Here is a 25409-nt window from a genome sequence, read left to right on the forward strand (position 1 = left end):
TTTTAAGCACTTAAAAATTGATTAATATGTTGATTAAAAAGTATCGGCTGCTCCATCATCGGCACATGACCACAATGATCGATATAAGCTAATTTTGCATTAGGTAAATGTGCAAAAAACTCTTCAGCAACATTTGGCGGTGTCACAATATCTTGTTTTCCCCAAACCAATAAAACTGGCTGATCTATTTTATGTAAAAGATGTTTCAAATTTTGTCGCTTTGCATCTCGCGCAATTTAAATTATAGACAAAGCTTTTGTAGGCGTATTAGCGGCCGAAAAAACATCATCAACCAACTCTTTTGTTACAACATTTTTTGTTTCAAAAACATCTTCTACCTTATTTTTGATATACTCGTAATCTCGCACACGCACAAAAGAAGCCTGCAAATTGCTTTCATACAAACCTGAACTTCCAGCTAAAATCAATTTATCAAACAAATTTGGATGTGCCAACGCATACAGCAGTACAACATGACCGCCCAAAGAATTTCCAATTAATATTGGATTTTCAATTTTATTAGATTGAATATAATTTTCTAGAAATTGAACTAAATTTTGAAGTGAATTTCTTTTGAAATGTGTAGAAAATAAAGGAAATGTTGGCGTTTAAACATTATAATTTATTTCAATATTCTTGATAACATTTCCCCAATTACTAAGGCTTCCAAATAAGCTATGAAGTAAAATAACATCTTTATTTTTCGAATATTTCATATCGCATTTATTCTTGGTTATCGAATAAATGTAAATAAAATATTTTTTAAACTCTATTATTTAGATAGACTTTATAAGTGATATATAATTCCAGACGAATGGTCTTTGCTCGCTCCTGTTACAGATGCCAAACAATTTATTTCGTTATAAACACGACGATAACCAAGGAATGCAAATATTAAGGCTTCTTTAAAATCGATTAAATTATCAGTTGGAATAATGATTTCAACAGTTGATAATTCTCCTAAACGATTGATAAAAAATGTATTTCGAACTCCTCCTCCAGTTATCAACACGTTGTTGATATCATATAAAGCAAAGGTATTTTTAATTTGAATTACGAAATGCTCCACACAACTTCTCAGCTTATCTTCGATAGAAATATCGTACTTATCAACAATTGTTAAAAACTCATTCATAACCCATTCAAAACCTAATGATTTTGGGAAAGGTTGATGATAAAAATTCAAAAGATTCAATTCTTCAACTAATGCGATATTAATATGTCCTTGTTCTGCTCGTTCTCCATTTTTATCAAAATCAAAACCGAGTTGTTTTGCATAATGATTCAAGACAATATTAATTGGGCAGATATCAAATGCAATTCGTTTTCCATTTCTATTCATCGAAATGTTAGAAAAACCTCCAAGGTTTAAACATGCATCATAGTTAGAAAATAATAATTCGTCCCCAATCGGAACCAAAGGCGCTCCTTGTCCTCCTAAAATAACGTCTTGTGTTCTGAAATCGCACACCACTTTTTGTTGACAACGCGACGCAATTGCTAAACCATTTCCTATTTGCAAAGTGAATGATTTCTGCGGTTGATGAAAAATAGTTTGCCCGTGAGATGCAACAAAATCTACTTTTCTAATCTTATTTTTATGAATAAATTCTTTTACTTGTTCTCCAAGAAAATAACCATACTCTACATCTAGTTGGCATAAATCCATTGCCGAATATTGAAAAGCTTCTGTTAGTTTTGTTCGCCAATCGGATGAATAATCTATAGTTTCGGCATGTAAAATTTCGAAATGTTGGTTACCATCAAATCGTACATAGCAAATATCCAAACCATCTAACGAAGTTCCAGACATTAAACCAATGCAAAAAGTAGGGTTTTTCATGCTGTAAATTTAATGAGAGAAATTGATAGTTGGTTGGTTTAGAAATTAGAAATTTTAAATATCTAAGAAACCATCTTTCATTTTTTCCTTGATGAAAAAACGAAACAAAAAAATCAAGACCTCAATAAATCGGCTGAAAATGATTAATTCTACGCGAAAAGATTTAAAAACCTATCGGTTAAATCTTTTTTATCGCTTCGAATTTCTTCATTTTTTTAATGCCTTTTTATTGAAAGGTCATTTGAAATTCCTTTGAATAAGTAAATTAGTTTTCAATTATTAATAAGGTATGATTCTGAAAAAAGTATAAATATTATTACTCAAAACTCAGAACTTATTACTCACAACTCGAGATGCGTTAGGGATAGTAGTGGAAATCCTTTGCGTGAAACGAAGCGATAGCGGAGTTGCAACGCAAAGATTGCAACGAATAGCCCGCCCGAAGGGAACGCCCAAATCATTAGAAAAATTGTTTTGATAATTCTTAGGTTATTGCGAATATATCAGTTAGAAATTCTAATGATAAAAGCTTATATTTGAAACACAATTAATACAAACAAAACATGGCACAAGATGTAATCTTCGATTTGATTGAAGAAGAAAAAGAAAGACAACTGAATGGAATTGAATTAATCGCATCAGAAAACTTTGTTTCGGACAACGTAATGCGCGCGATGGGTTCTGTTTTGACAAATAAATATGCAGAAGGTTATCCTGGAAAGCGCTACTACGGTGGTTGCGAAGTTGTAGACGAAGTAGAAACTATTGCAATTGATCGTTTGAAAGCGTTGTTTAATGCAGAGTATGCGAATGTGCAACCTCACTCAGGATCTCAGGCAAATGCAGCTGTTTACTTAGCATGTTTGAAACCAGGAGACAAGATCTTAGGATTCGATTTATCGCACGGAGGGCACTTAACTCACGGTTCTCCTGTTAACTTTTCTGGGTTAACTTACCAAACTTCTTTCTATGGAGTGGACAAAGAGACGGGGAGAATTGACTACGAAGCTATGGCAGAAACTGCTCGTAAAGAGAAGCCTCAAATGATAATTTGTGGTGCTTCGGCATACTCAAGAGACATAGATTATGCTAAATTTCGTGAGGTAGCTGATGAAGTTGGTGCTTTGTTATTGGCTGATATCTCGCATCCTGCTGGGTTAATTGCCCGCGGAATCTTAAACGATCCTATGCCTCATTGTCATATCGTAACGACGACAACTCACAAAACTTTACGTGGTCCTCGTGGTGGAGTCATTATGATGGGGAAAGATTTTGAGAACCCTTGGGGAGCAAAAACTCCTAAAGGTGAAGTGAAAATGATGTCTCAAATCTTGAACGGAGCAGTGTTCCCTGGTACACAAGGTGGGCCTTTGGAGCATGTAATCGCGTCTAAAGCTGTTGCTTTTGAAGAGGCTTTATCTGACGGTTATATGGACTATATTGTACAAGTTGTGAAGAATGCGAAGGCTTTGGCTGCGGCATTGGTTGCAAAAGGTTATGACATTGTTTCTGGAGGTACAGATAATCACTGTATGTTGATCGACTTACGTAACAAAGGTATTTCTGGGAAACAAGCAGAAAACGCTTTAGTTTTGGCAGAAATCACTTGTAACAAAAACATGGTTCCTTTCGATGATAAATCTCCTTTCGTTACATCGGGGATTCGTTTGGGTACGGCAGCTGTAACAACTCGTGGGTTGGTTGAAGCAGATATGCAAACTGTTGCTGACTTGATTGACGAAGTATTAATGAATATTGATAACGAAGAAATCATTGATGGAGTTGCAGATCGTGTAAACGAGTTCATGTCTTCTCGCCCATTATTTCAAATGAAATAAATAGAAACTTAGTTTCGATGATAACAATAGAAAAGTCCTGAGTATTTCTTAGGACTTTTTGTTTGATATAAAATGTCGAGACGTTTTAATCAAAACCACCTTAGCTTTTAGGTAAAATCACTTGACGTTTTTATTGAAATGTCTTGAGGAAATAATTTATTTCATTTTAATTTATAAAAAGAATAAAATAATGAGAATTCTAATTAGATATATGATTACAAAAATTATCATCCTGAATAAAGTAATAACTAAGTAGAAGTATTTCTTCAATACATATGTTAAAGAATAATTATTCAAAAGTGTTTATTACTTCTTTATAATCTAAAGTAAACATTATAAAAAAAAGCAACTTCGAGATGAAGTTGCTTTTCTATTTAAAAATAAGATAAGTCTTTGTTTTTACGCATTCAATGCTTCTGCACCACCAACGATCTCTAAGATCTCGTTTGTAATAGCAGCTTGACGAGCTTTGTTGTATTGAATTTTCAATCCTTTTTGTAATTCGCTTGCGTTGTCTGTTGCTTTATGCATTGCAGTCATACGTGCTCCATGTTCAGAAGCGTTAGCATCTAATATGGCTTTGAATAATTGCGTTTTCAACGTTTGAGGGATCAAGTCTCTTAAAATTTCTTCTTTCGAAGGGTTGAAGATATAATCTAACTCTGCTGAATTGTTTGCTTCTTCTTCAGTTTTCTCTAAAACGACTGGTAAAAATTGTTCGTCTTGTACAATTTGAACAGCTGCATTTTGAAATTGATTGTAGATAATTCTGATTTGATCAAAGTCACCTACAGTAAATTTCTCTACTAAATCGTCTGCAATTTCAGCCACATCTGCAAAATTTAAATTATCCCAAATGCTTGATGCATTTTTATAGATAGTTTGTGTTTTACTAAAAGTATCATTAGCTTTTTTACCAATTGCTAAAATCTCTACGTGTTTACTTGCTAATTCGCCAGCTAATAACGCATTTACTTTTTTGATGATGCTTGAGTTGTATCCTCCACATAAACCTCTATTCGAGTTAATAACGACTAAAAGTACTTTATTAACTTCGCGCTCTTCTGTTAATGCACCTCCTACTTCAGCTTCTAAAGTAGAACTTACATTTTGTAAAAGTTCACGTAATTTATCTGCATAAGGACGTAACTGTACGATAGAATCTGTAGCACGTTTTAGTTTTGCAGCAGAAACTAATTTCATAGCACTTGTAATCTGCATTGTAGAACCTACAGAAGTAATACGGTTACGTATATCTTTTAAATTTGGCATAATTCTATTTGAGATGAAGGATTAAAAGGAACTTAGAGATTCGGAAACCTCTAAGTTTCATTTATATTTTATTAGTATTTAGAAGTAGTTTCTGTGATAACTTTCTTCAATACATCCATAATTTCATCAGTCCATTTACCTAAACGGATAGATGTTAAAGTGTCTGCATATTTGTTGCGCATTAACTCAACAAAGTCAGCTTGCCACTCTTTCACTTGGTTAACTGGAACGTTTTTCAACATACCGTTAGTACCCGCATAAATAACTGCTACTTGTTCTTCTACTGGAATTGGAGCGTTAACACCTTGTTTTAATAACTCAACGTTACGTTCACCTTTACCAATTACGTTCATTGTAGCTGCATCTAAATCAGAACCAAATTTCGCGAAAGCTTCTAACTCACGGTATTGTGCTTGGTCTAATTTTAATGTACCAGATACTTTTTTCATTGGTTTTGTTTGTGCAGAACCACCAACACGAGATACAGAGATACCTACGTTGATCGCTGGACGAACACCTGAGTTGAATAAATCAGACTCTAAGAAGATTTGTCCATCTGTAATCGAAATTACGTTTGTTGGGATATATGCAGAAACGTCACCAGCTTGAGTTTCGATAATTGGTAAAGCAGTTAAAGAACCACCACCTTTTACGATACCTTTCATAGATTCTGGTAAATCATTCATTTGAGATGCAATTGCATCATCTTTGATTACTTTTGCAGCACGCTCTAATAAACGAGAGTGTAAGTAGAAAACGTCTCCAGGATATGCTTCACGTCCTGGTGGGCGACGTAATAATAAAGACACCTCACGGTATGCAACGGCTTGTTTAGATAAATCATCATAAACAATTAACGCTGGACGACCAGAGTCACGGAAATACTCTCCGATTGCAGCACCTGCCATTGGAGCATATACTTGCATTGGAGCTGGATCAGATGCATTAGCAGCAACTACTACTGTATATTTATCTGCACCGTGGTCTTGTAATGTTTTCATGATACCTGCTACTGTAGAACCTTTTTGTCCTACTGCAACATAGATACAGAAAACTGTTTCACCTCTATCGTAAAACTCTTTTTGATTTAAGATTGCATCTAAAGCAACAGAAGTTTTACCTGTTTGACGGTCACCAATGATTAACTCACGTTGTCCACGTCCAATTGGAATCATCGAGTCAATAGAAACGATACCAGTTTGTAATGGTTCGTTTACTGGTTGACGATAGATAACCCCAGGAGCTTTACGCTCGATAGGCATTTCATATAATTGTCCTTCGATTGGTCCTTTACCATCGATAGGATTTCCTAACATATCTACAACACGTCCTAACATTCCTTCACCTACGTTAATAGATGCAATTTTGTTTGTACGTTTTACAGTGTCACCTTCTTTAATACCTTTTGAAGGTCCGAAAAGTACAATACCTACGTTGTCTTCTTCAAGGTTTTGTACCATTCCTTCTAACCCGTTTGAGAATTCTACTAATTCTCCGTATTGAGCATTGTCTAACCCGTAAACACGAGCAATACCATCCCCAACAGTTAGAACGGTTCCTACTTCTGCTAATTCAACTGATGAATCAAAGCTTGTAAGTTGTTGTTTTAATATAGCTGAAACTTCAGCTGGATTTATTTCTGGCATTTCTGAAATATTTAAAATTTAGGAATGTATTCGTTTTTCGAAAAATCTTTTTTTAATGTAGCTAACTTAGTTTTGATTGACGAATCAACTTGATTGTTTCCTATTTTTAAAACGAAACCTCCAATTAAAGATGCATCAATTTTGTTCTCTACTTTTACTTGACTATTTGTAGCTAAAGTTTGTTTTGCTTTTGCTACAATATTATCAATTGTATTTTGATCTAATTGTACTGCCGAAGTAATTTCTGCTGTTACAATATTATTTGCTAAATCGTATAATGAAATAAACTGATCTGCAATTTTAGACAAAATATTTTCTCTACCATGTCTTACGACTAACGAAATGAATGTTTGAGAAGTTTTTGATAAAGATTTGAAAATCTCACTCAATACAGCTTCTTTTTTCTTTGCATCAATCACTGGAGAATTTAAGAAAACTCTTAAATCATCATTCTCTTTAATGACTTTGCGAACATCATTCATTTCAGCATACACTACGTCTGTTTGGCTTGCTCCATTCGCAAACTCCATCAAACCTTTAGCATATCTATGTGCTGCTCTGAATCCTGCCATGATTAATTGAATTTAACTTGATCAATAACATCATTCACTAAAGCTTCTTGTGCAGATTTATCTGACAATTCTTTAGTTAAGATTTTTTCAGCAATTTCAATTGACAACTGTCCAACTTGATTTTTGATATCAGCCATAGCTGATGCTTTTTCATTTTGGATAGCTGACTTAGCATTTTCAATTAATTTGTTTGCTTCTACAGTTGCAGAATTTTTCGCCTCGTTGATGATATTTTCTTTCATTTCACGCGCTTCTTTCAAGATAGCATCACGTTCAGCACGAGCTTCTTTCATGATTTTCTCGTTTTGAGCGTTTAATAAAGCCATCTCTTCTTTCGCTTTTTTAGCTGCGTTTAATGCATCCTCGATAGATTGTTCTCTTTCTTTAACTGCAGATAGAATTGGTTTCCAAGCTAATGATCTTAACAATACTAATAAGATGATAAATACGACCGCAGTCCAAAAAATAAGACCAACTGAAGGTGTAATTAAATCCATTGTGTGTATGTATTAAATTTTATTTTTTACTAATTAATTTTTTAATGAATTAGCTTCAACAACCAACCGTTATTGAAGCTAATTTTTAATTCAAATATTATCCGTTACCTAATAACGCAACTACGATACCGAATAAACCTGCACCCTCGATTAAGGCTGCTGCGATAATCATAGCTGTTTGAATTTTTGAAGCCGCTTCTGGTTGTCTAGCGATTCCTTCCATAGCTGATCCACCGATTTTACCGATACCTAAACCAACTCCTAAAACTGCTAAACCAGCTCCGATTGCTGCAATACTTCCTGTCATGATAATTGTATTTAATTATTAAAAAATTATTTTATTGTTTTTTTATGTTCTATTCTTAATGATGATCGTGTTCTGCTACTGCTGTTCCGATGAATAACGAAACTAACATTGTGAATACGAACGCTTGTAGTGCGGCTACTAATAACTCTAAACAGTAGATAAATAACGCTAATGGAATAGATCCACCTGCCATAGCTTCTGTTTGGAAAATAAAGATTAACGAAATTAACGACATAATAATAATGTGACCTGCTGTAATGTTCGCAAATAAACGAATCATTAAGGCGAAAGGTTTTGTAATAATCCCGATTAACTCAATTGGAGCTAAGATTAATTTTACTGGAACCGGTACACCTGGCATCCATAACATATGTCCCCAGTAACCTTTGTTTCCTGAGAAATTAATTACGATTAATGCGATTAATGCTAATACAAATGTAACTGCGATATTACCTGTAACGTTAGCTGCACCTGGTAACAATCCTAATAAATTATTGATCCAAATGAAGAAAAATAACGTTAATAAATAAGGCATAAATTTCGCGTATTTTTTCTCACCAATATTTGGAATCGCTACTTCATCACGAACAAAAAGAATAATTGGCTCGATAAATCCTGCGATACCTTTTGGTACCATATTTCCTTTTTTGTAGTTTGATGCAACTGCAGAGAAAACTAAGATTAAAATAACGAAAGAGATTAACATTGATGTTACGTTTTTCGTAATAGAAAAATCTAATGGTTTTTCATTTTCTAAATGAATAGCTCCTTTTTCATCTACGTGAGGTTTGATTGTACCTTGCGCATCTGTTTTGTAGATTTTTTCGTGGTAGTTGATGTAGTAATTTCCGTTACTCTCAACAACCGCTTCGTTGTGGTGAAATTTAGAAGACATAAAAACTTGTAAACCATTATCCCATAAAATAACAGGTAATGCAACTCCTACACTTTTTTCTCCTTCTCCCCATAAATGCCAATCGTGTGCATCTGCAATGTGATGCATGATACCTGGCACTGGGTTAAATGTAGATTCGCCAGATTTCACTTTAGCAGCTTCCTCTTGACTTTTTACTTGCTCACTTTTAATTAACTCCTCAAACGTTTTTGGAAGACTTTCGTGCGGAACCGCTGTAGAGGCAAATCCGAAATTGAAAAGTAATAAAAACGCTAATAACGCTGAAAATTTCATGTATAATTCCTTTGTTTCTAAATTGCGTGCAAAATTATAGTAAATTAACCACTTACCAAAGTCAAATGCTAAAAATCATTAAACTTTTTTTAACTTTAAATTAATTAAGCGAATAAACACTAAAACTTCGGCTAGCAAAATTACAAAATAACTTATAATTAATTGCACAACATTTAATTTAATTTGTTCATTCACAACAATCAATGCTAATACAATTGCCATCTTCGCAATCATCCCTCCCATAAAGGCAAAACCAACATATTCTGGAAATTTTATCTTCACAAAACAACCAACTTGCAAAATCATTAATGTAATTAATCCAATTATTAAATACATTTTTGGAACAATTAGCGGATTTTCGCTAAAATTATAATGCTCAACAATTGCGTAATGAATACCACAAAAAATTGCAACCATTGCAATAAAAGAAAGTGCTAAAAGAATAAATTTCTTAATCATTAAAATTACTTTTTTGGTAATTGCTTCAACATCAAATATAATCCTGCAAAAACTCCCAGCAAAGATAAGCCAGCCGTCCATAATGGCTTCTCTGTTTCCATTTTTTTATCCAAAAATGTTCCTAACCAAGCAAATAACGCAATCGTTACCGCCATCTGTATTCCCATCGCAGAAAATTTTAAATATTGATTTACACCTTCGGACTTTCGTTCTTCTTTCATAAGTTTTATGTAATTTTGCAAAAAATTATTTCGTGGTAAAGATAGGAAACATAGAATTACCAGACTTCCCTTTATTGCTTGCACCAATGGAAGATGTGAGTGACCCGCCATTTCGTCGCCTATGCAAAATGCATGGTGCAGACTTGATGTATACAGAGTTTATTTCATCTGAAGGATTGATTCGTGATGCAATAAAAAGTCGTCAAAAATTAGATATTTTTGATTACGAACGTCCTATTGGTATTCAGATTTTTGGTGGAGATGAAGAAGCCATGGCTATGTCAGCTAAAATTGTCGAGACTGTTCAGCCTGATATTGTTGATATTAACTTTGGATGTCCTGTAAAAAAAGTGGTTTGTAAAGGCGCTGGAGCTGGTGTATTAAAAGATATAGATTTGATGGTACGTTTAACAAAATCTGTTGTTGAAAGTACACATTTACCAGTTACTGTAAAAACGCGTTTGGGTTGGGATTCTGACTCGATTAACATTTATGAAGTTGCAGAACGTTTGCAAGAAACAGGTATCAAAGCCTTGTCAATTCACGGTCGAACACGTACACAAATGTATAAAGGAAATGCAGACTGGGAACCGATTGCAAAAGTAAAAGCTAATCCAAATATAGAAATTCCAATTTTTGGAAACGGAGATATCGATTCGCCTCAAAAAGCAATAGAATACAAAGAAAAATACGGTGTTGATGGTGTGATGATTGGTCGTGCGGCGATTGGTTACCCTTGGATTTTCGAGCAAATTAAACATTATCGAGAAACAGGAGAATTGTTACCAGAACCAACAATTGTAGAACGAATGGAAGCGGCTAAAAACCACTTAAATTGGGCGATTGATTGGAAAGGAGAACGAACTGGAATTTTGGAAACACGTATGCATTATACCAATTATTTCAAAGGAATTCCTAATTTCAAACCTTATCGTACAAAATTAGTCACACAAGATAATTTGGTTGATTTGGAAGCTACTTTCAAAGAAATTGAAGAAGAATTTATTCCAACATTAGAAGAAATTTAATCGTTAGAAATAATTCATCACTATAAAAAAATCCACCAAAAAACTTGGTGGATTTTTCATTTAAACTTGAGACTATAATTAATTACAATTATCTACAAGCAACACTTCTTCTGGATTCAGCGTATCATATTTCATCAATACAACTTCGTCCACGTCTGCTCTAGATCGTAAATTAACTTCATAAACTTCATCATTCACAGGATATTGTATAGTTGCTTTCGGACGTTTAAATGTTCCGCTAGTTTCCACAACAATACCTTCTACACATTTCCCTGTTTTAGCCAATTGATCTTCTAATTGACTTTTCGAATATTGACTAAATCCGAATGCTGCAAGACCTAAAACTGCAATGACGATATAAAAATATTTTTTCATAGAATTAAAATTTAATGTTTCGTATTAGTTTTGTTTGAAACAAATTTAGATTCAATTCTATCGTTATAAAATCCCTATTATTAGCTAATTTTTAGTTTCGTGTTTGGTTTTCAGTGCATAAAGTGCAAAAGTTCCCAACCAATGACTCCCCATATAATCATCGTTCGAAATATTATTGAACGAGTAATTGAAATGATGATTTGCCCAATCATTCAAATAATTTAACTCTGGTAATTTTGCAGAAATTTGATACAAAGCCGTTGCACGACTAAAATTCAAACCATCCAAATGAACCAATTGCCCATCCGTACGATCCGAAACTACACCAGGTTTCAAGTCAAAATTCTTTTTTTGTAACTGAGGCAAAAATCCTTTTAACCATTTTTTATACTCATCATTTTGTTGAATTTTAGACATAATTAACGCTTCTTCCAAACAAGCCGAAAGAAAATCTGACCCACTTGGTTCGAAAGCAATATTGCAACTTTTATCTTTTAAATAAAGACGATTAGCATTATCAATAATCACTTTTTCGAATGTTTTATCATTCACAGAACGTGCATAATCTATCGCTAAACTCAAACCAAACGCCGTATTGTCATGCGTTCCTGTACGAATTGGATAAACCAATTTCGGCAAATATTCTTTGTATCGAACAATAATCAAATCACTCAAAGGTTTCAGATTTTTTGCCCAAACTTGTGCATCTTTATCTTGCCAATTATTCAATTCCATTTGCAATTGTAACAACCATGCCCAACCATAAGTACGTTCGAAATTCTTGTTATTTTTATCATTGAAAAAGGTCATTTCAACCGCAACATTTTCTGCTGTAATCAATTGATTTAACTCATTTCTAACCTGATTATTTTGATCCAATTCAGGAAAATCTTTCATCAATTTCACAATCGACCAAAATCCATGTACAGACGAATGCCAATCAAAACAACCATAAAAAATTGGACGCAATTGCTTTGGCGTTTTCAAATCCTGATCACTTCCCAAAACATTTCCTAGTTTATTAGGATACTCAGTCTTGATACAATGCGTTGGTAAATCAAATATTTTTTTGGCTTGATCTAAGTGTAATTCTTGGGAAAAAGCAGTCGTCGTCAATAAAGTTGTTAAATAGAGTAATTTTTTCATCAAATGTTTTTACCAAATTACTAATTTTTATTCGAGTACAAGAATTTTTTCAATTCTTCTTTTGCTTGTAAACTTTCAGGAAAATTTTTCACATTTTGCTCAAAAAACTGCTTTGCTAAATCATTTTTCTTTTGTTTTACCAAATAATTTGCAACATTGTTAATATACGTTTCCGTTGGTTGAAACGTATAATTTAGCTTTTTTGAGAACGTTTCAAACGATTCTTTCACTAAATTTGGTTGATTCGGAATCTCTTTAATATTCACACGATAACCATCAAACTGCCAACGCAAATAATCAATCGAGCCAATCATCGGAACCGAACCATGTTCTTCGTCAACATATTGTTTATAATGATAATTCAACGATTTATTCATCGAAGATTTCAAACGTTCGTCCACCTTTTTTATACTTTGATAATGGTCACGTAAATGATCTGCATTTTGACTTTCACCAACTTGTGTTATCATCAAAAATCGATTCTCAAAAGAATGATTTTCTAAATTCTGATAAAGATTCAATAATTCTTTGTCATTAAACCAAATACTTGGATCGTGCGCAACATATCCATTGAAAGTTTTGGGATGGTTGTACAATGTTTTCAACGCAAAATACCCACCTAAAGAATGTCCAATTAACAAACGAAAATCATTCACACGATAATTTTTCTGCATAAAAGGGAACAATTCAGTTTGAATAAAATTGAGGAAATTAACATCGTTTACATGTGTAAAATCTTTTGTTCGATCACCATTTTTATTTGTAATTCCGACAATGATCGATTCGGGCATTTCTGGATAAAAACCCGATTGAAACTTAGAAACTACGCCTGTTAAAAACGTAAAATTAGATTCGGCATCTAACACATAAATCACAGGATAATTTACTTTTTGAAGTTTATTATTAGAATACGATTCAGGAAGATTCACCCAAATTTCTCGTTCAGTACTTAAGATTTTAGAATTTATTTTTTGGATTTCAGCAATTGATAATTTTTCTTGCGAAAAACCGATTTGAGAGAAAATCAAACAAAATAAAAGTAGGAATTTTTTCATGTATAAAATTTTCCTAAAAATAGTTATTTAGAATTATTCTATACAAATGATTTTGGACAGAAAAACGACCTCATCAAGAAGTCGCTTTTTTTCTATATAATTTTTAATTAATTAACTAAAAATATTCCATTTCAAGCCAAGTTGAAATTTGAAATCTCGATACGGAACATTTGGCGCTGCAAAATAATCAGGTTGTTTTGTAAACGATGCATTGATATGCTCACCACGAATGTAAAAACGCATATTACGAACCTTGAAATTGATAAAAACATCCAAAATAGGATAACCTCCAATCTCTTGTATACTTGCTGGATCTTGCAACGCAAATTCATTAAGAATCGGGATGTAACGCAAACCATTGTATTTTGTAAAATAAGTTGCATTTATACCAGCTTGCAATTGAGCATTCTTGTTGAATAATTCTCCTTGCCAATACAATGTTTCACGAATCAAGAAATCTGGCAAAGGCATATATTCTTCGTTTTTCGTTACTTTTTGATATTGCGCTGTCGAAACTAAATTAATCTTTCCGAAACGTAAATGATTTTCACCTTTTATCTTGAAATAATTGATATTATCCGCCAATTGCTCATAATTCAAAATTTCATTCAAAAATACTTTATTGTCAATATTATAAATTGAGGCTTCTAAAGTCGTGTTGACTTTATCTAACTTTAATTTTGCAAAAAGATTTTGAACATTTTCGGTTTCAAATTTATTAACGTAGTTAAAATTATTAAAGAAACTTTGATTGTAAACCGCATTCAACGAAGGAAGTTTTGACTGAATAACCGCTCCTGCGCTCAATGTATAACCTTCTATCGGCGTCACATCTAAAACTGCATCTACATTATAAACACTTTTGTAATTATCAGATTGCAAATATTCAACATTACCATAAAGTTTCAATTTTTCATTCCAATCAAAATCCACTTTTCCAACAACTCCAAAAAGATTTTCCTCTATTTGCTTTGGAACTGCAACAATCGTCATGGCTTGATCAGCAAAAACGCGTAAATTCTGGAATTTAACACCAGCCTCTATCTTCACACGATCTGTCCACTGAAAACCAGCTGTTGTCGTATTGGATAAATCTGTAAAACTCTTTTTACTTCTATAATCCGTTCCAGTAATAATCGGCGTAGAATATAAAGTTCCGTTTGGTGACGTATCCTCGTAGCGATACTTTTGTTTTTCGTACGAAAATTTATTCTTCAATTCGATTGGATTATAAAAAGTCGAATCTTTTTCATTCATCTTTTTTAAGATTCCGTACGAAGCATTCAATTCTATTCGACGTGCATCAAACTCAGATTTTGCTGTTTGGGAATTCACCGGAATATTACGAACATTCGTCATTCTGCGCTCATCTTGCAAAATAAAATCGTTGATATCTTCTATTCCTCCGTTTTCATTATTTTTCAGATTTTGCGCTGCATAATTCCACCACAATTTGAAACGCTCTGATTTTGTTTTATAGTTTGACGAAAAAACAAACGTATTATTCTGCGCTTTTTCATGACGATAACGACCTTCGGAAATTAATCCACGATAATGAAACGTATAATTGAATTGCTTGTTGAAATTATGCGAAAATGTTGAAGACAAAAAGTTACCTTCTTTAACACCATTCTCGTAAATAAACTCGGTATATGGCGTTTTGACATCATAATATTTGATATCATTTGCATAATAATAATTGTATTTTTTACCAGTTGGTAACATCGACGGATTGAATGGCGTATTTTGATACTCCAAATCCACCACTACACCACCAACATTCGGAAAAAATAATTTTCCGAACGCATCATTGCGAATAAAATTTTGATTATAATAGTTTTTGATACTTAATGTCGTATCCAAAACCTCTGGTTTTCTGCCATTTGTCCAAAACTTATAATCGTCTATTTTGGTTTTATAATATGTAACCGAATCATTTGTTGATGATCCTTTTAATGGTTTTAAAACTTTTATTGAATCCTCCTGAGCTTGCGCTACAACAGCTCCTAATAAAAATAAACCAATGATTGTTTTTTTCATCCTGTTGAATAAATCCTTACAAAAGTAATCTAAAATTGAGAGATACAAAAAAACCCACTTATTTCTAAGTGGGTTAAATATTTTATAAATCTTTCTTAAAAAGTGAAAGTAGTACCGTCAGCGCCATCTTTTAGTTGGATACCTAATACACTTAATTCATCACGAATCTGATCAGATAAAGCCCAATTTTTATCCACACGTGCCTGATTACGCATTTCTATTAGCATTTTTACTACACCATCTAATTTGTCAGAACTTTCGTTTGCAGCTTCTGTATCTAAACCTAAAACATCATGAACAAAACCATTCATAATTGCTTTTAAACGTTCTAAATCTTCTGCTGTAATATTCTCGAAACTATCTTTGATTGAGTTAATCATTTTCACTGCATCAAATAAATGTGCGATTAATATCGGCGTATTGAAATCATCATCCATAGCGGTGTATAATTTCGCTTCTAATTCATTAATATTAACAGTAGAAGTTTTCTTTGGTGTAATTATTTCTAATGTTTTCAATGCTTCAACCAAACGATTATATCCTTTTTCTGAAGCTAACATTGCATCATTTGAAATATCTAAAACACTGCGATAATGCGCTTGTAAGAAACAAAAACGTACAACAGCAGGATGAAATGGTTTTTCGAAGAAATCATTTTCACCATTCACTAATTGCATTGGCAAAATGTAATTCCCTGTCGATTTACTCATACGCTGACCATTCATCGTCAACATATTTGCATGCATCCAATATTTTACTGGCTCGTGTCCATTAGAACCTTTTGCTTGCGCAATTTCACATTCGTGGTGAGGGAATTTAAGATCCATTCCACCTCCATGAATATCGAAATAATCTCCAAGATATTTTGTACTCATCACTGTACATTCTAAGTGCCAACCAGGAAAACCATCTCCCCAAGGTGAAGCCCAACGCATAATATGAGCAGGCGAAGCATTTTTCCAAAGTGCAAAATCCACAGGATTTTTTTTCTCTCCTTGCCCGTCTAAATCTCTTGTATTATTGATTAATTCTTCGATGTTACGATTACTCAATTCACCATAATCAAGTCCTTTTTTGTTGTAAGCTTCCACATCAAAATAAACTGATCCATTTACTTCATAAGCAAATCCTAAATCAATTAATTTTTCCGCTAAAGCAATTTGTTCTAAAATATGCCCCGTTGCTGTAGGCTCGATTGTTGGAGGGAGTAAATTAAATTTTTCTAAAACTTTATGAAAATCAACTGTATACTTCTGTACGATTTCCATTGGTTCTAATTTCTCTAATTTAGATTGTTTTACAAAACGATCATTTTCTACATTTCCATCATCTGTTAAATGCCCAGCATCAGTAATATTACGAACGTAACGAACTTTGTAACCCAAAAATTTTAGGTAACGATAAATCATATCAAACGACATAAACGTACGCACATTCCCAAGATGTACATTACTGTAAACGGTAGGCCCACAAACATACATTCCAACATTATCTTGATTAATTGGTTCGAACGTTTCTTTCTGTCCCGTTAAGGAATTATGTAATTTTAATTGATTTTCTTTTACCATTTTATAGGATTTATATTTTAAACATTGAAAGTAGTTTTCATTCCGATGTACGAAATAAACTCTTTTCTTAATTGCTCATTATCTTTAAATGCTCCACCATATTCGGCAGTTACTGTACTTGATTCGATATCTTTGATTCCGCGCGAATTCACACACAAGTGTTTCGCATCAATAATACATGCTACATCGTCTGTACCTAACGCTTCTTGCATTGCTTTCACAATTTGCATTGTCAAACGCTCTTGTACTTGCGGACGTTTTGCATAATATTCTACAATACGATTCATTTTAGACAATCCGATTACTTTCCCTTTCGAGATGTAACCAACATGTGCACGTCCAACGATTGGTAAAAAGTGATGCTCGCAAGTTGAATAAACCACGATATCCTTTTCAACCAACATTTGATTGTAGTTATATTTATTTTCGAAAGTTGACATTCCAGGCTTACGCTCTGGCAATAAACCACCAAAAATCTCTTTTACGAACATTTTCGCAACACGTTTTGGCGTTCCTTTCAAACTATCATCTGTTAAATCTAAGCCTAAAGTTTCCATGATGTTACGGAAATCCGCTTCTATCTTTTCCACTTTTTCTTCAGCAGACAACTCAAAGGCATCAGCTCTCAAAGGCGTTTCTAAGTTTGCTGAAATATGGTCGTCCCCCATTTCGTCATGAAGATGTTTATCACACATTACATAAAAATTTTAGCAAATTTATAAAAGATAGTGTTATAAAACCTTATCAAATCTCAATTTATTACATCTGAAATGATTTCTATCTTTTATCAAATCAATGAAAAGATTATCTTTGAAGTATCACAAATTCGAAAAAATGATCAAGAAAACTTACGGCATCGATTTTCTTTCGTTCGAGGATTACAAAGGAATCAAAGAAGGAAACATCGAAATTAAGCTTAATGAAGCAAGTAAAGAACAAATCTTAAAATCTCAACAGAACGTTGCTAAAATAGTTGCTTCTGGACAAACAGTTTATGGAATTAATACTGGTTTTGGACCACTTTGCGATACTAAAATTTCTGAAGAAGAAACACGTCAACTTCAACATAATTTATTGATCAGTCATGCGGTTGGTGTTGGAAATCCAATCAAGAAAGAAATTTCTAAAACCATGTTAATTGCAAAAGCACATGCTTTGTCAAAAGGATATTCAGGTGTGACTTTAGATGTTGTGGAACGAATTTTATTAATGATTGAAAAAGATATTATTCCAGTCGTTCCAGAAAAAGGATCTGTTGGAGCATCTGGAGATTTAGCACCATTATCTCATTTATTTTTACCATTAATTGGTGAAGGAAAAGTTTGGGATGGCGATACAATTGTTTCGACAAAAGAAGCTTTAGCCAAACACAATTTACAACCTTTACATCTTTCTGCAAAAGAAGGTTTAGGATTAATCAACGGAACACAATTCATTTTATCTCATGCTTTAAATGGTTTAGAAAAATTCGAATATTTATTGAATTTAGCTGATGTTGCAGGAGCTTTATCATTAGAAGCTTACGAAGGTTCTCCTCGTCCATTCGAAGAAGAATTGCATCAAGTTCGTCCATTCAAAGGAACATTGTTGGTTGCAGAACGTATGCGAAATTTATTGAAAGGTTCTGAAATTGCTTTCTCTCACGCTGATTGTGGTCGTGTCCAAGATCCATATTCGTTACGCTGTATGCCTCAAGTTCACGGCGCATCACGAAATGCTTTTTTCCATTTGCAAGAATTAGCAGAAATCGAATTAAATTCTGTTACTGATAATCCAATCGTTGTCTCAGACGAAGAAGCTATTTCAGGTGGGAATTTCCACGGACAACCATTAGCAATGGTATTAGATTATGCAACAATTGCGGCTTCAGAATTAGGAAATATTTCGGATCGTCGTCAATATTTATTAATCGAAGGAAAATATGGTTTACCAAAATTATTAACAGAAAGTTCAGGATTAAATTCTGGTTTCATGATTCCTCAATATACATCTGCTGCACTTTGTACAGAAAACAAAACTTTGTGTTTCCCTGCATCTGCAGATAGTATTCCGACTTCTTTGGGACAAGAAGATCATGTTTCGATGGGAAGTATTTCTGGACGAAAATTCAACCAAGTCTTAGACAACGTAGAACGTATTTTAGCAATCGAATTAATGTACGCTTGCCAAGGTTTAGAATTTAGAAGACCACGTAAAACAAGTGCATTCTTAGAAGAAGTTTTCGCAAAAGTTCGTTCGGTATGTCCTAAATTAGAAGACGATCGTTTGATTGGAGATGACATCAACAATATTATTGATTTGTTGCAAACAGATGATTTCAAAAAATTAATATTAAGTTTTTAAATTATCCTTTTCATCCAGAATTTGTCGAAGGATAAACTATTAATAATATAGAAAACTACTATATATAGAAGACTCTTCGACAGGCTCAGAATGACAATTACAACAACGACAATCAAGTAAATATCATTCCAAATAAATGGAGGAATTTAAAAAAATATAATGTGTTCCTGAAACAAGTTCAGGATGACTTAACGATTAGTCAAGTTGAATTCATTTCAACTTCGCATCAAATTAAAATGTAATATGCTAAAATTCGATAAAAAATCATTCGTCCTTTTGTTGGTGATATTTTAGTCGTGATTTTTATTTACTATTTTATCAAAGCATTTATCAACACAGAAGCAATTAACATTGCCATTTTTACGTTGATTTTTTCTTTTGTAGTTGAAATTTTACAATATTTTAATTTTGTAGAAATGATTGGTCTAGGATATAACAAAGCAGCTCGAATAATTATCGGAACATCATTTTCGTGGATTGATTTACTATGTTATTTCATCGGATTTGTTCTATTATTTTTTATTGATAAAGATTTGAAGAAAAAAAATGTAATTTGAACGAGATTTCTCAACAAGCTCCTTTAGATTTGAAAATCTTAAATTGTAGTATAAAAAGAAGAGAAAAGAGTTTGAGTACACTATAACGAGTTCAGAGCTATATAATCTCATATTCTGATTAAGACTCAACTCTTTCTTATCAAATTCTCAAATAGAAATTCGGGTTAAAAACCCATTAGTAAGGAATCGAGTTATTGATAAGTTTCTCTTCTCATTAAATTCAAATTTATGGAAAAAATTGTTATTGGTATTGATGTGAGTAAATTAACTTTAGACATCTGCATTCAAGAAAATGGAGTGAATCGTTTTGATACTATTGCTAATACTGAAAAAGCTATCAAATCTTTTTTGAAACAATTTGTTAAGAGACAAAATATTCTAATTGGAATGGAGAATACAGGGAGATTTAACATCCTTCTTTACAACGTATTAATTCAACATTCTTTTGCTGTTTATGTCATCAATCCTTTGCATTTGAAAAAAAGTATGGGATTAGTTAGAGGTAAAAATGATAAAATTGACAGCGAACGTATTGCTGTATTTTTACTTAAAAATTATATGGATCTTCAACAGTGGAAGCCTAATTCGAAAGTCATTGAAAAGATAAAATTATTGAATGCTGAAAGAAAACATCGCGTTAAAATAAGAGCAGGATTACTAGCTCAAGCAAAAGATGAACAATTCTTAAAATCAACTATGGATAAAGCTGTATTACGCTTAAACACTAAGCTTATTGATGTCTTAACGAAACAAATTAATGAAATAGAAGAAAGAATCTATCAATTAATTAACGAAGATGAACAGCTTCATAATCATTATAAAAGAATACAATCAATTCCTGGTGTAGGAAAAGTTTTAGCATTTAATATGTTGATTAAAACAGATGGTTTTACAACCATAAATACACCTAGACAAATGGCTTGCTATGCTGGAATAGCTCCATTTGATTTTCAATCTGGAACTTCCATAAGGCGAAAACCGAAAGTTTCATCAATGGCTGATAAAGATTTGAAGAAACTATTGCATTTAGCTGCAATGAGTGCTATTCGTTTAGATAATGACTTGGCTATTTATTATCATCGAAAGGTAGAAGAAGGGAAAAATAAAATGTCGGTCTTAAACGCAGTCAGAAATAAAATAATTCACAGAATTTATGCACTAATTAAAAATCAAAATATTTATAAAAATAACTTGGTTTTGTCATAGAAATCAGTATGACAACAAAAAATCGTAAAACTTATAACGTTTAACCTAAAACATAAAACACAAAAAAATGACTTTTCAAGAACAAATAAAACAAGGTATTCCTTCTGTTTTGCCTCAAAAAAAAGACAGAGATCCTAACGTAAGTCACGCACCAAAACGTAAAGAAATATTATCGGAAGACGAAAAAAAGTTAGCATTGAAAAATGCATTGCGTTATTTCGAGCCAAAAGATCATGCTGAATTAATTCCAGAATTTAAACAAGAATTGGAAAATTTTGGACGTATTTACATGTATCGTTTGATGCCTGATTATAAAATTTTCGCTCGACCAATTACAGATTACCCAGGAAATTCAGAACAAGCAAAAGCAATTCAGTTAATGATTCAAAATAACTTGGATCACGCAGTTGCACAACATCCTGAAGAGTTGATTACTTACGGAGGAAATGGCGCAGTTTTCCAGAACTGGGCGCAATATTTATTAACAATGAAATATTTGTCTGAAATGACAGACGAACAAACATTGGTGATGTATTCTGGTCATCCGATGGGTTTATTTCCTTCTCACAAAAACGCTCCACGTGTTGTTGTAACGAATGGAATGGTAATTCCGAATTATTCGAAACCAGATGATTGGGAAAAAATGAATGCTTTAGGCGTTTCTCAATACGGACAAATGACAGCTGGAAGTTATATGTACATTGGTCCGCAAGGAATTGTACATGGAACTACTATCACAGTTTTAAACGGATCTCGTAAAATAGATGATAACGGAACAGCAGGAAAATTATTTGTTACGGCTGGTTTAGGCGGAATGTCAGGTGCGCAACCAAAAGCGGGAAATATAGCAGGTGTTGTTTCTGTTACTGCCGAAGTGAATCCTGCTGCGACATACAAACGTCATGAACAAGGTTGGGTGGACGAAGTAATTACAGATTTAGATAAATTGGTTGCTCGTGTTCGCGAAGCCAAAGAAAATAAAGAAGTTGTTTCCATTGCTTATGATGGAAATGTAGTGGATGTTTGGGAAAAATTTGATCAAGAAAATGTTTACGTTGACTTAGGATCAGATCAAACCTCTTTGCATAATCCATGGGCTGGCGGTTATTATCCTGTTGGATTATCATTTGATGAAGCCAACGATATGATGGCAAACAATCCTGAATTATTCAAAGAAAAAGTTCAAGAATCGCTGCGTCGTCATGCAGATTCTGTAAATAAACACACAGCAAAAGGAACGTATTTCTTCGATTATGGAAATGCCTTTTTATTAGAAGCTTCTCGAGCTGGTGCAGATGTAATGGCAGAAAACGAAATTGATTTCAAATATCCATCTTATGTACAAGATATTATGGGACCAATGTGTTTCGATTTTGGATTTGGACCTTTCCGTTGGGTTTGTACTTCAGGAAAACCAGAAGATTTACAAACAACAGATGAAATTGCTTGTCAAGTTTTAGAAGAAATCATGCAACATTCTCCAAAGGAAATTCAGCAACAAATGCAAGATAATATCACATGGATAAAAGGTGCACAAGAAAACAAATTAGTTGTAGGTTCGCAAGCTCGTATTTTATATGCAGATGCAGAAGGACGAATTAAAATTGCGAAAGCGTTTAACGATGCAATTGCGAAAGGTGAAATCGGACCAGTTGTTTTAGGTCGTGATCATCATGATGTTTCTGGAACAGATTCTCCATTCCGCGAAACTTCTAATATTTACGATGGTTCAAAATTCACAGCAGATATGGCGATTCACAATGTTATTGGAGATAGTTTCCGTGGCGCAACTTGGGTTTCTATTCACAACGGTGGCGGCGTTGGTTGGGGAGAAGTTATTAACGGTGGATTCGGAATGTTATTAGATGGATCTTCCGATGCTGAAAATCGTTTAAAATCAATGTTACATTGGGATGTGAACAACGGAATTGCTCGTAGATCTTGGGCAAGAAACGAAGAAGCTATTTTTGCTATAAAACGTGCAATGGAAGATGAACCTTTGTTAAAGGTTACATTACCAAATATAGTGGATGAAGAATTATTGTAAATAATATATCAAATTAAAAAAGCATCTCAATTGAGATGCTTTTTTAATTATTATTTCTCTACTTCATTATTTTGACTCATCTGATTAATTTTATCAATTTTCTCTTGAAGTTCTTTTGGAGTAAGTACTTTTTTAGGAATTAATTTAATAAAATCTGTAGACTTTTTCTCTTGACTAATCTCTTTCAAAAAATATCTTTTTTCCATCTTTCCACCACCCTCTTCAACTTTTTTAAACTTCTTAAATAATTCTACTACAACAAAGTTTTTGAACTGAAAATAATAAGGGCTTACCGTAATTCCATTCATTTTTGCTAACCAGATTTCGTAGTAAAACTCATCATTTTCGAAGATAAATTTCTTAGCTTGTAAACCTAAAATTTCTTTCATTTCCTTTGTAGGTTTCAAACCTTCTATCTTAATAGAATCCACCACATACGTATCACCATATTCAGCAAACTCATATGATTTATTATGTTCAAAATCGTTTAGTAACCAATTTGGTTCTGGATAAATTCGAACCGCATCATTCTGAGAGTTCTTTACTTTCTCTATTAATTTGACAAAAGAATAATTTTTAGAAGCTAACACTTCAAACTCATAAGATTCATTAAACGCGTTTACTATTTCTGGCAAAAAGTCTTTTGGTGTATTTTTCTTCATTTCATCATTGAAAATTGTTTCTTGGTGGATATCATACAAAAAACGATACGTATTTTCTTGTCCAAATAAATAAAAACTAATTCCAAAAAGAATGATGAATAAATGTTTTCTCATATTACTATTAATTTCCAAACAATTATATAAATAATAAGTATTTAACTCTTATAACAAAATCACAACTATGTATTAAAGTTTTAAATATAAATTTAACATTCAATCAATAATAAAAATTTACAAAACATTATTAATCTATGTTAATTAATACGTTACCAACTTCTTAACCTACATCAATATAATCAACTATTTAGCTTCGTAAATTTGTATAACAAAAATAAAAACATATAAAAAAATCATTATGAATACAAAAAAAATAGAAGCAGTAATTGCGCCAAGAGAGCCACATTTTGTAGGAGACGGTTTTAGAGTTCATAACTTCATTCCAAGTGGATATCATTTAGATATGAGAAGAATGGATCCATTTATTATGTTAGATTACAATTCAAAATTTCATTTTCCAGCAACAGACAAACCAAAAGGTGTTGGTGTGCATCCACACCGTGGTTTCGAAACGGTTACTATTGCTTATCAAGGAAGCGTTTCTCATCATGATAGTTCTGGTGGAGGAGGAACAATTCATCAAGGAGATGTACAATGGATGACAGCAGCTTCTGGTGTTTTACACAAAGAATATCATGCAGAAGAATTTTATAAACAAGGTGGAATTTTTCAAATGGTTCAATTATGGGTAAACCTTCCTGCAAAGGATAAAATGAGCACTCCAAAATATCAGGCGATCGAACATAAAGATATTCCTACTGTAGAAGTTGAAAATGGTTTTATCGAAGTTATTGCTGGGGAATACAACCAAACAAAAGGTGCTGCATCTACCTTTTCTCCTGTTAATATGCTGAATGCAAAATTGAATGAAGGCGGAAAAGCGAATTTTAGTTTTCCTGCAAATTACAATACCGTTTTATTGGTTATTGAAGGTGAGGTGAAAGTAAATGAACAAGAAATTGTTCCAACAGATCATTTATTATTATTTACTAACGAAGGAGAAGATTTTACAATCGAAGCAACTGAAAATAGCATTGTACTAATTTTGAGTGGAGAACCTCTAAATGAACCAATCGCTTCTTATGGTCCTTTTGTGATGAATACACAAGAGCAAATTCGCGAAGCTTTTGAGGATTTTAATAACGGAAAATTTGGTACTTTAGAAGATTAATAAACAACTTCAAAAATAAAACTGATGGAAATTAAACAAATTGATGATAAAAAAAATGGAGCTTTTGTCGTTTTAGATGGCGATAAAAAAGCTGGAGAAATGACATATGTTTGGGCTGGTGATGATAAAATTATTATCGATCATACAGAAGTTGACGAAGCTTATGGCGGACAAGGTTTAGGAAAAAAAGCTTTATTAGCCTTGGTTGAATGGACAAGAAATAATAATATAAAAGTAATTCCTTTATGTCCTTTCGCAAAAGCGCAGTTTGATAAAAATCCAGAAATTAAAGACGTTTTATCATAAAGTT

The 25409-nt window shown here is 32.9% G+C and carries 25 protein-coding genes and 1 pseudogene; 8 read left to right on the forward strand and 18 right to left on the reverse strand.

Annotation, left to right across the window (positions count from 1 at the left end; all coding sequences use genetic code 11):
- Positions 1–2: 2 nt before the first annotated feature.
- The 3 genes and pseudogenes from ACTS9J_RS14995 to ACTS9J_RS15005 all read right to left on the reverse strand — a co-directional run bounded on the left by ACTS9J_RS14995 (position 3) and on the right by ACTS9J_RS15005 (position 1843).
- A complete protein-coding gene (locus tag ACTS9J_RS14995) occupies positions 3–209 on the reverse strand; it encodes an alpha/beta fold hydrolase (protein WP_291091468.1) in 207 nt (68 codons plus the stop codon).
- Between the two features lie 27 nt (positions 210–236).
- Positions 237–572 (reverse strand): annotated as a pseudogene (locus tag ACTS9J_RS15000) (alpha/beta fold hydrolase); the annotation flags it as partial.
- Positions 573–787: 215 nt separating this feature from the next.
- Complete coding sequence (locus tag ACTS9J_RS15005) at positions 788–1843, reverse strand: anhydro-N-acetylmuramic acid kinase (RefSeq protein WP_291069036.1); 1056 nt, start codon at positions 1841–1843, stop codon at positions 788–790.
- Positions 1844–2406: 563 nt separating this feature from the next.
- Here ACTS9J_RS15005 and glyA point away from each other — a divergent pair.
- Positions 2407–3681 carry a serine hydroxymethyltransferase gene (gene glyA / locus ACTS9J_RS15010; RefSeq protein WP_135834919.1) on the forward strand — a complete coding sequence of 425 codons (1275 nt, stop codon included), beginning with the start codon at positions 2407–2409 and terminating at the stop codon, positions 3679–3681.
- Between the two features lie 399 nt (positions 3682–4080).
- Here glyA and atpG read toward each other — a convergent pair whose 3' ends face one another.
- The 8 genes from atpG to ACTS9J_RS15050 form a co-directional block, all read right to left on the reverse strand.
- A complete protein-coding gene (atpG, locus tag ACTS9J_RS15015) occupies positions 4081–4953 on the reverse strand; it encodes an ATP synthase F1 subunit gamma (RefSeq protein ID WP_448353425.1) in 873 nt (290 codons plus the stop codon).
- A 71-nt stretch (positions 4954–5024) separates the two neighbouring features.
- On the reverse strand, positions 5025–6599 hold the full coding sequence (gene atpA / locus ACTS9J_RS15020; RefSeq protein ID WP_038335134.1) for a F0F1 ATP synthase subunit alpha: 1575 nt from the start codon (positions 6597–6599) through the stop codon (positions 5025–5027).
- A gap of 11 nt (positions 6600–6610) precedes the next feature.
- Positions 6611–7171 carry an ATP synthase F1 subunit delta gene (gene atpH / locus ACTS9J_RS15025; RefSeq protein ID WP_114997871.1) on the reverse strand — a complete coding sequence of 187 codons (561 nt, stop codon included), beginning with the start codon at positions 7169–7171 and terminating at the stop codon, positions 6611–6613.
- A gap of 2 nt (positions 7172–7173) precedes the next feature.
- Complete coding sequence (locus tag ACTS9J_RS15030; protein WP_038335122.1) at positions 7174–7668, reverse strand: F0F1 ATP synthase subunit B; 495 nt, start codon at positions 7666–7668, stop codon at positions 7174–7176.
- A 97-nt stretch (positions 7669–7765) separates the two neighbouring features.
- Positions 7766–7975, reverse strand: a complete 210-nt coding sequence (gene atpE, locus ACTS9J_RS15035) for an ATP synthase F0 subunit C (RefSeq protein WP_013598300.1) — start codon at positions 7973–7975, stop codon at positions 7766–7768.
- Between the two features lie 55 nt (positions 7976–8030).
- On the reverse strand, positions 8031–9164 hold the full coding sequence (atpB, locus tag ACTS9J_RS15040) for a F0F1 ATP synthase subunit A (protein ID WP_291065329.1): 1134 nt from the start codon (positions 9162–9164) through the stop codon (positions 8031–8033).
- A gap of 78 nt (positions 9165–9242) precedes the next feature.
- Positions 9243–9623 carry a hypothetical protein gene (locus ACTS9J_RS15045; protein ID WP_291061157.1) on the reverse strand — a complete coding sequence of 127 codons (381 nt, stop codon included), beginning with the start codon at positions 9621–9623 and terminating at the stop codon, positions 9243–9245.
- Between the two features lie 5 nt (positions 9624–9628).
- Positions 9629–9844, reverse strand: a complete 216-nt coding sequence (locus ACTS9J_RS15050) for an AtpZ/AtpI family protein (RefSeq protein WP_286496233.1) — start codon at positions 9842–9844, stop codon at positions 9629–9631.
- Positions 9845–9876: 32 nt separating this feature from the next.
- On the opposite strand from ACTS9J_RS15050, the gene dusB reads away from it, so the two are divergent.
- Complete coding sequence (dusB, locus tag ACTS9J_RS15055; protein WP_291091476.1) at positions 9877–10872, forward strand: tRNA dihydrouridine synthase DusB; 996 nt, start codon at positions 9877–9879, stop codon at positions 10870–10872.
- 78 nt (positions 10873–10950) lie between these two features.
- Here the strand turns inward: dusB and ACTS9J_RS15060 are convergent, their stop codons facing one another.
- From ACTS9J_RS15060 to folE, 6 genes are all read right to left on the reverse strand, one after another.
- Positions 10951–11247, reverse strand: a complete 297-nt coding sequence (locus tag ACTS9J_RS15060) for a hypothetical protein (protein ID WP_448353426.1) — start codon at positions 11245–11247, stop codon at positions 10951–10953.
- Between the two features lie 84 nt (positions 11248–11331).
- The gene (locus ACTS9J_RS15065; protein ID WP_448353427.1) at positions 11332–12393 is read right to left on the reverse strand and encodes a DUF2891 domain-containing protein; all 1062 of its coding nucleotides are present in this window, start codon (positions 12391–12393) and stop codon (positions 11332–11334) included.
- A gap of 20 nt (positions 12394–12413) precedes the next feature.
- On the reverse strand, positions 12414–13448 hold the full coding sequence (locus tag ACTS9J_RS15070; protein ID WP_448344430.1) for an alpha/beta hydrolase: 1035 nt from the start codon (positions 13446–13448) through the stop codon (positions 12414–12416).
- Between the two features lie 111 nt (positions 13449–13559).
- Positions 13560–15488, reverse strand: coding sequence for a putative porin (locus ACTS9J_RS15075; protein WP_291096357.1), 1929 nt, complete (start codon positions 15486–15488; stop codon positions 13560–13562).
- A 95-nt stretch (positions 15489–15583) separates the two neighbouring features.
- Positions 15584–17056 carry a cysteine--tRNA ligase gene (gene cysS / locus ACTS9J_RS15080; protein WP_291096358.1) on the reverse strand — a complete coding sequence of 491 codons (1473 nt, stop codon included), beginning with the start codon at positions 17054–17056 and terminating at the stop codon, positions 15584–15586.
- Between the two features lie 17 nt (positions 17057–17073).
- Complete coding sequence (gene folE, locus ACTS9J_RS15085; RefSeq protein ID WP_114997904.1) at positions 17074–17751, reverse strand: GTP cyclohydrolase I FolE; 678 nt, start codon at positions 17749–17751, stop codon at positions 17074–17076.
- A gap of 139 nt (positions 17752–17890) precedes the next feature.
- Between folE and hutH the strand changes: the two genes are divergently transcribed.
- The 4 genes from hutH (at position 17891) to ACTS9J_RS15105 (ending at position 23209) form a co-directional block, all read left to right on the forward strand.
- The gene (gene hutH / locus ACTS9J_RS15090; RefSeq protein ID WP_291096359.1) at positions 17891–19399 is read left to right on the forward strand and encodes a histidine ammonia-lyase; all 1509 of its coding nucleotides are present in this window, start codon (positions 17891–17893) and stop codon (positions 19397–19399) included.
- 266 nt (positions 19400–19665) lie between these two features.
- Positions 19666–19956: a ribosomal maturation YjgA family protein gene (locus ACTS9J_RS15095; RefSeq protein WP_291096360.1), complete on the forward strand. Its 291-nt coding sequence runs from the start codon at positions 19666–19668 to the stop codon at positions 19954–19956.
- A gap of 228 nt (positions 19957–20184) precedes the next feature.
- Positions 20185–21162 (forward strand): IS110 family transposase, encoded by a 978-nt coding sequence (locus tag ACTS9J_RS15100; RefSeq protein ID WP_038337380.1) that lies wholly within the window; start codon positions 20185–20187, stop codon positions 21160–21162.
- A gap of 67 nt (positions 21163–21229) precedes the next feature.
- Positions 21230–23209 carry a urocanate hydratase gene (locus ACTS9J_RS15105; RefSeq protein ID WP_291049617.1) on the forward strand — a complete coding sequence of 660 codons (1980 nt, stop codon included), beginning with the start codon at positions 21230–21232 and terminating at the stop codon, positions 23207–23209.
- 50 nt (positions 23210–23259) lie between these two features.
- On the opposite strand, the gene ACTS9J_RS15110 is transcribed toward ACTS9J_RS15105, so the two are convergent.
- Positions 23260–23985: a hypothetical protein gene (locus tag ACTS9J_RS15110; RefSeq protein WP_219033831.1), complete on the reverse strand. Its 726-nt coding sequence runs from the start codon at positions 23983–23985 to the stop codon at positions 23260–23262.
- Between the two features lie 241 nt (positions 23986–24226).
- On the opposite strand from ACTS9J_RS15110, the gene ACTS9J_RS15115 reads away from it, so the two are divergent.
- Positions 24227–25099, forward strand: a complete 873-nt coding sequence (locus ACTS9J_RS15115; RefSeq protein WP_291049637.1) for a pirin family protein — start codon at positions 24227–24229, stop codon at positions 25097–25099.
- Between the two features lie 24 nt (positions 25100–25123).
- The gene (locus ACTS9J_RS15120) at positions 25124–25405 is read left to right on the forward strand and encodes a GNAT family N-acetyltransferase (RefSeq protein WP_286495294.1); all 282 of its coding nucleotides are present in this window, start codon (positions 25124–25126) and stop codon (positions 25403–25405) included.
- Positions 25406–25409: the final 4 nt, after the last annotated feature.

It is taken from the genome of Empedobacter sp. ULE_I140 (assembly GCF_053482575.1).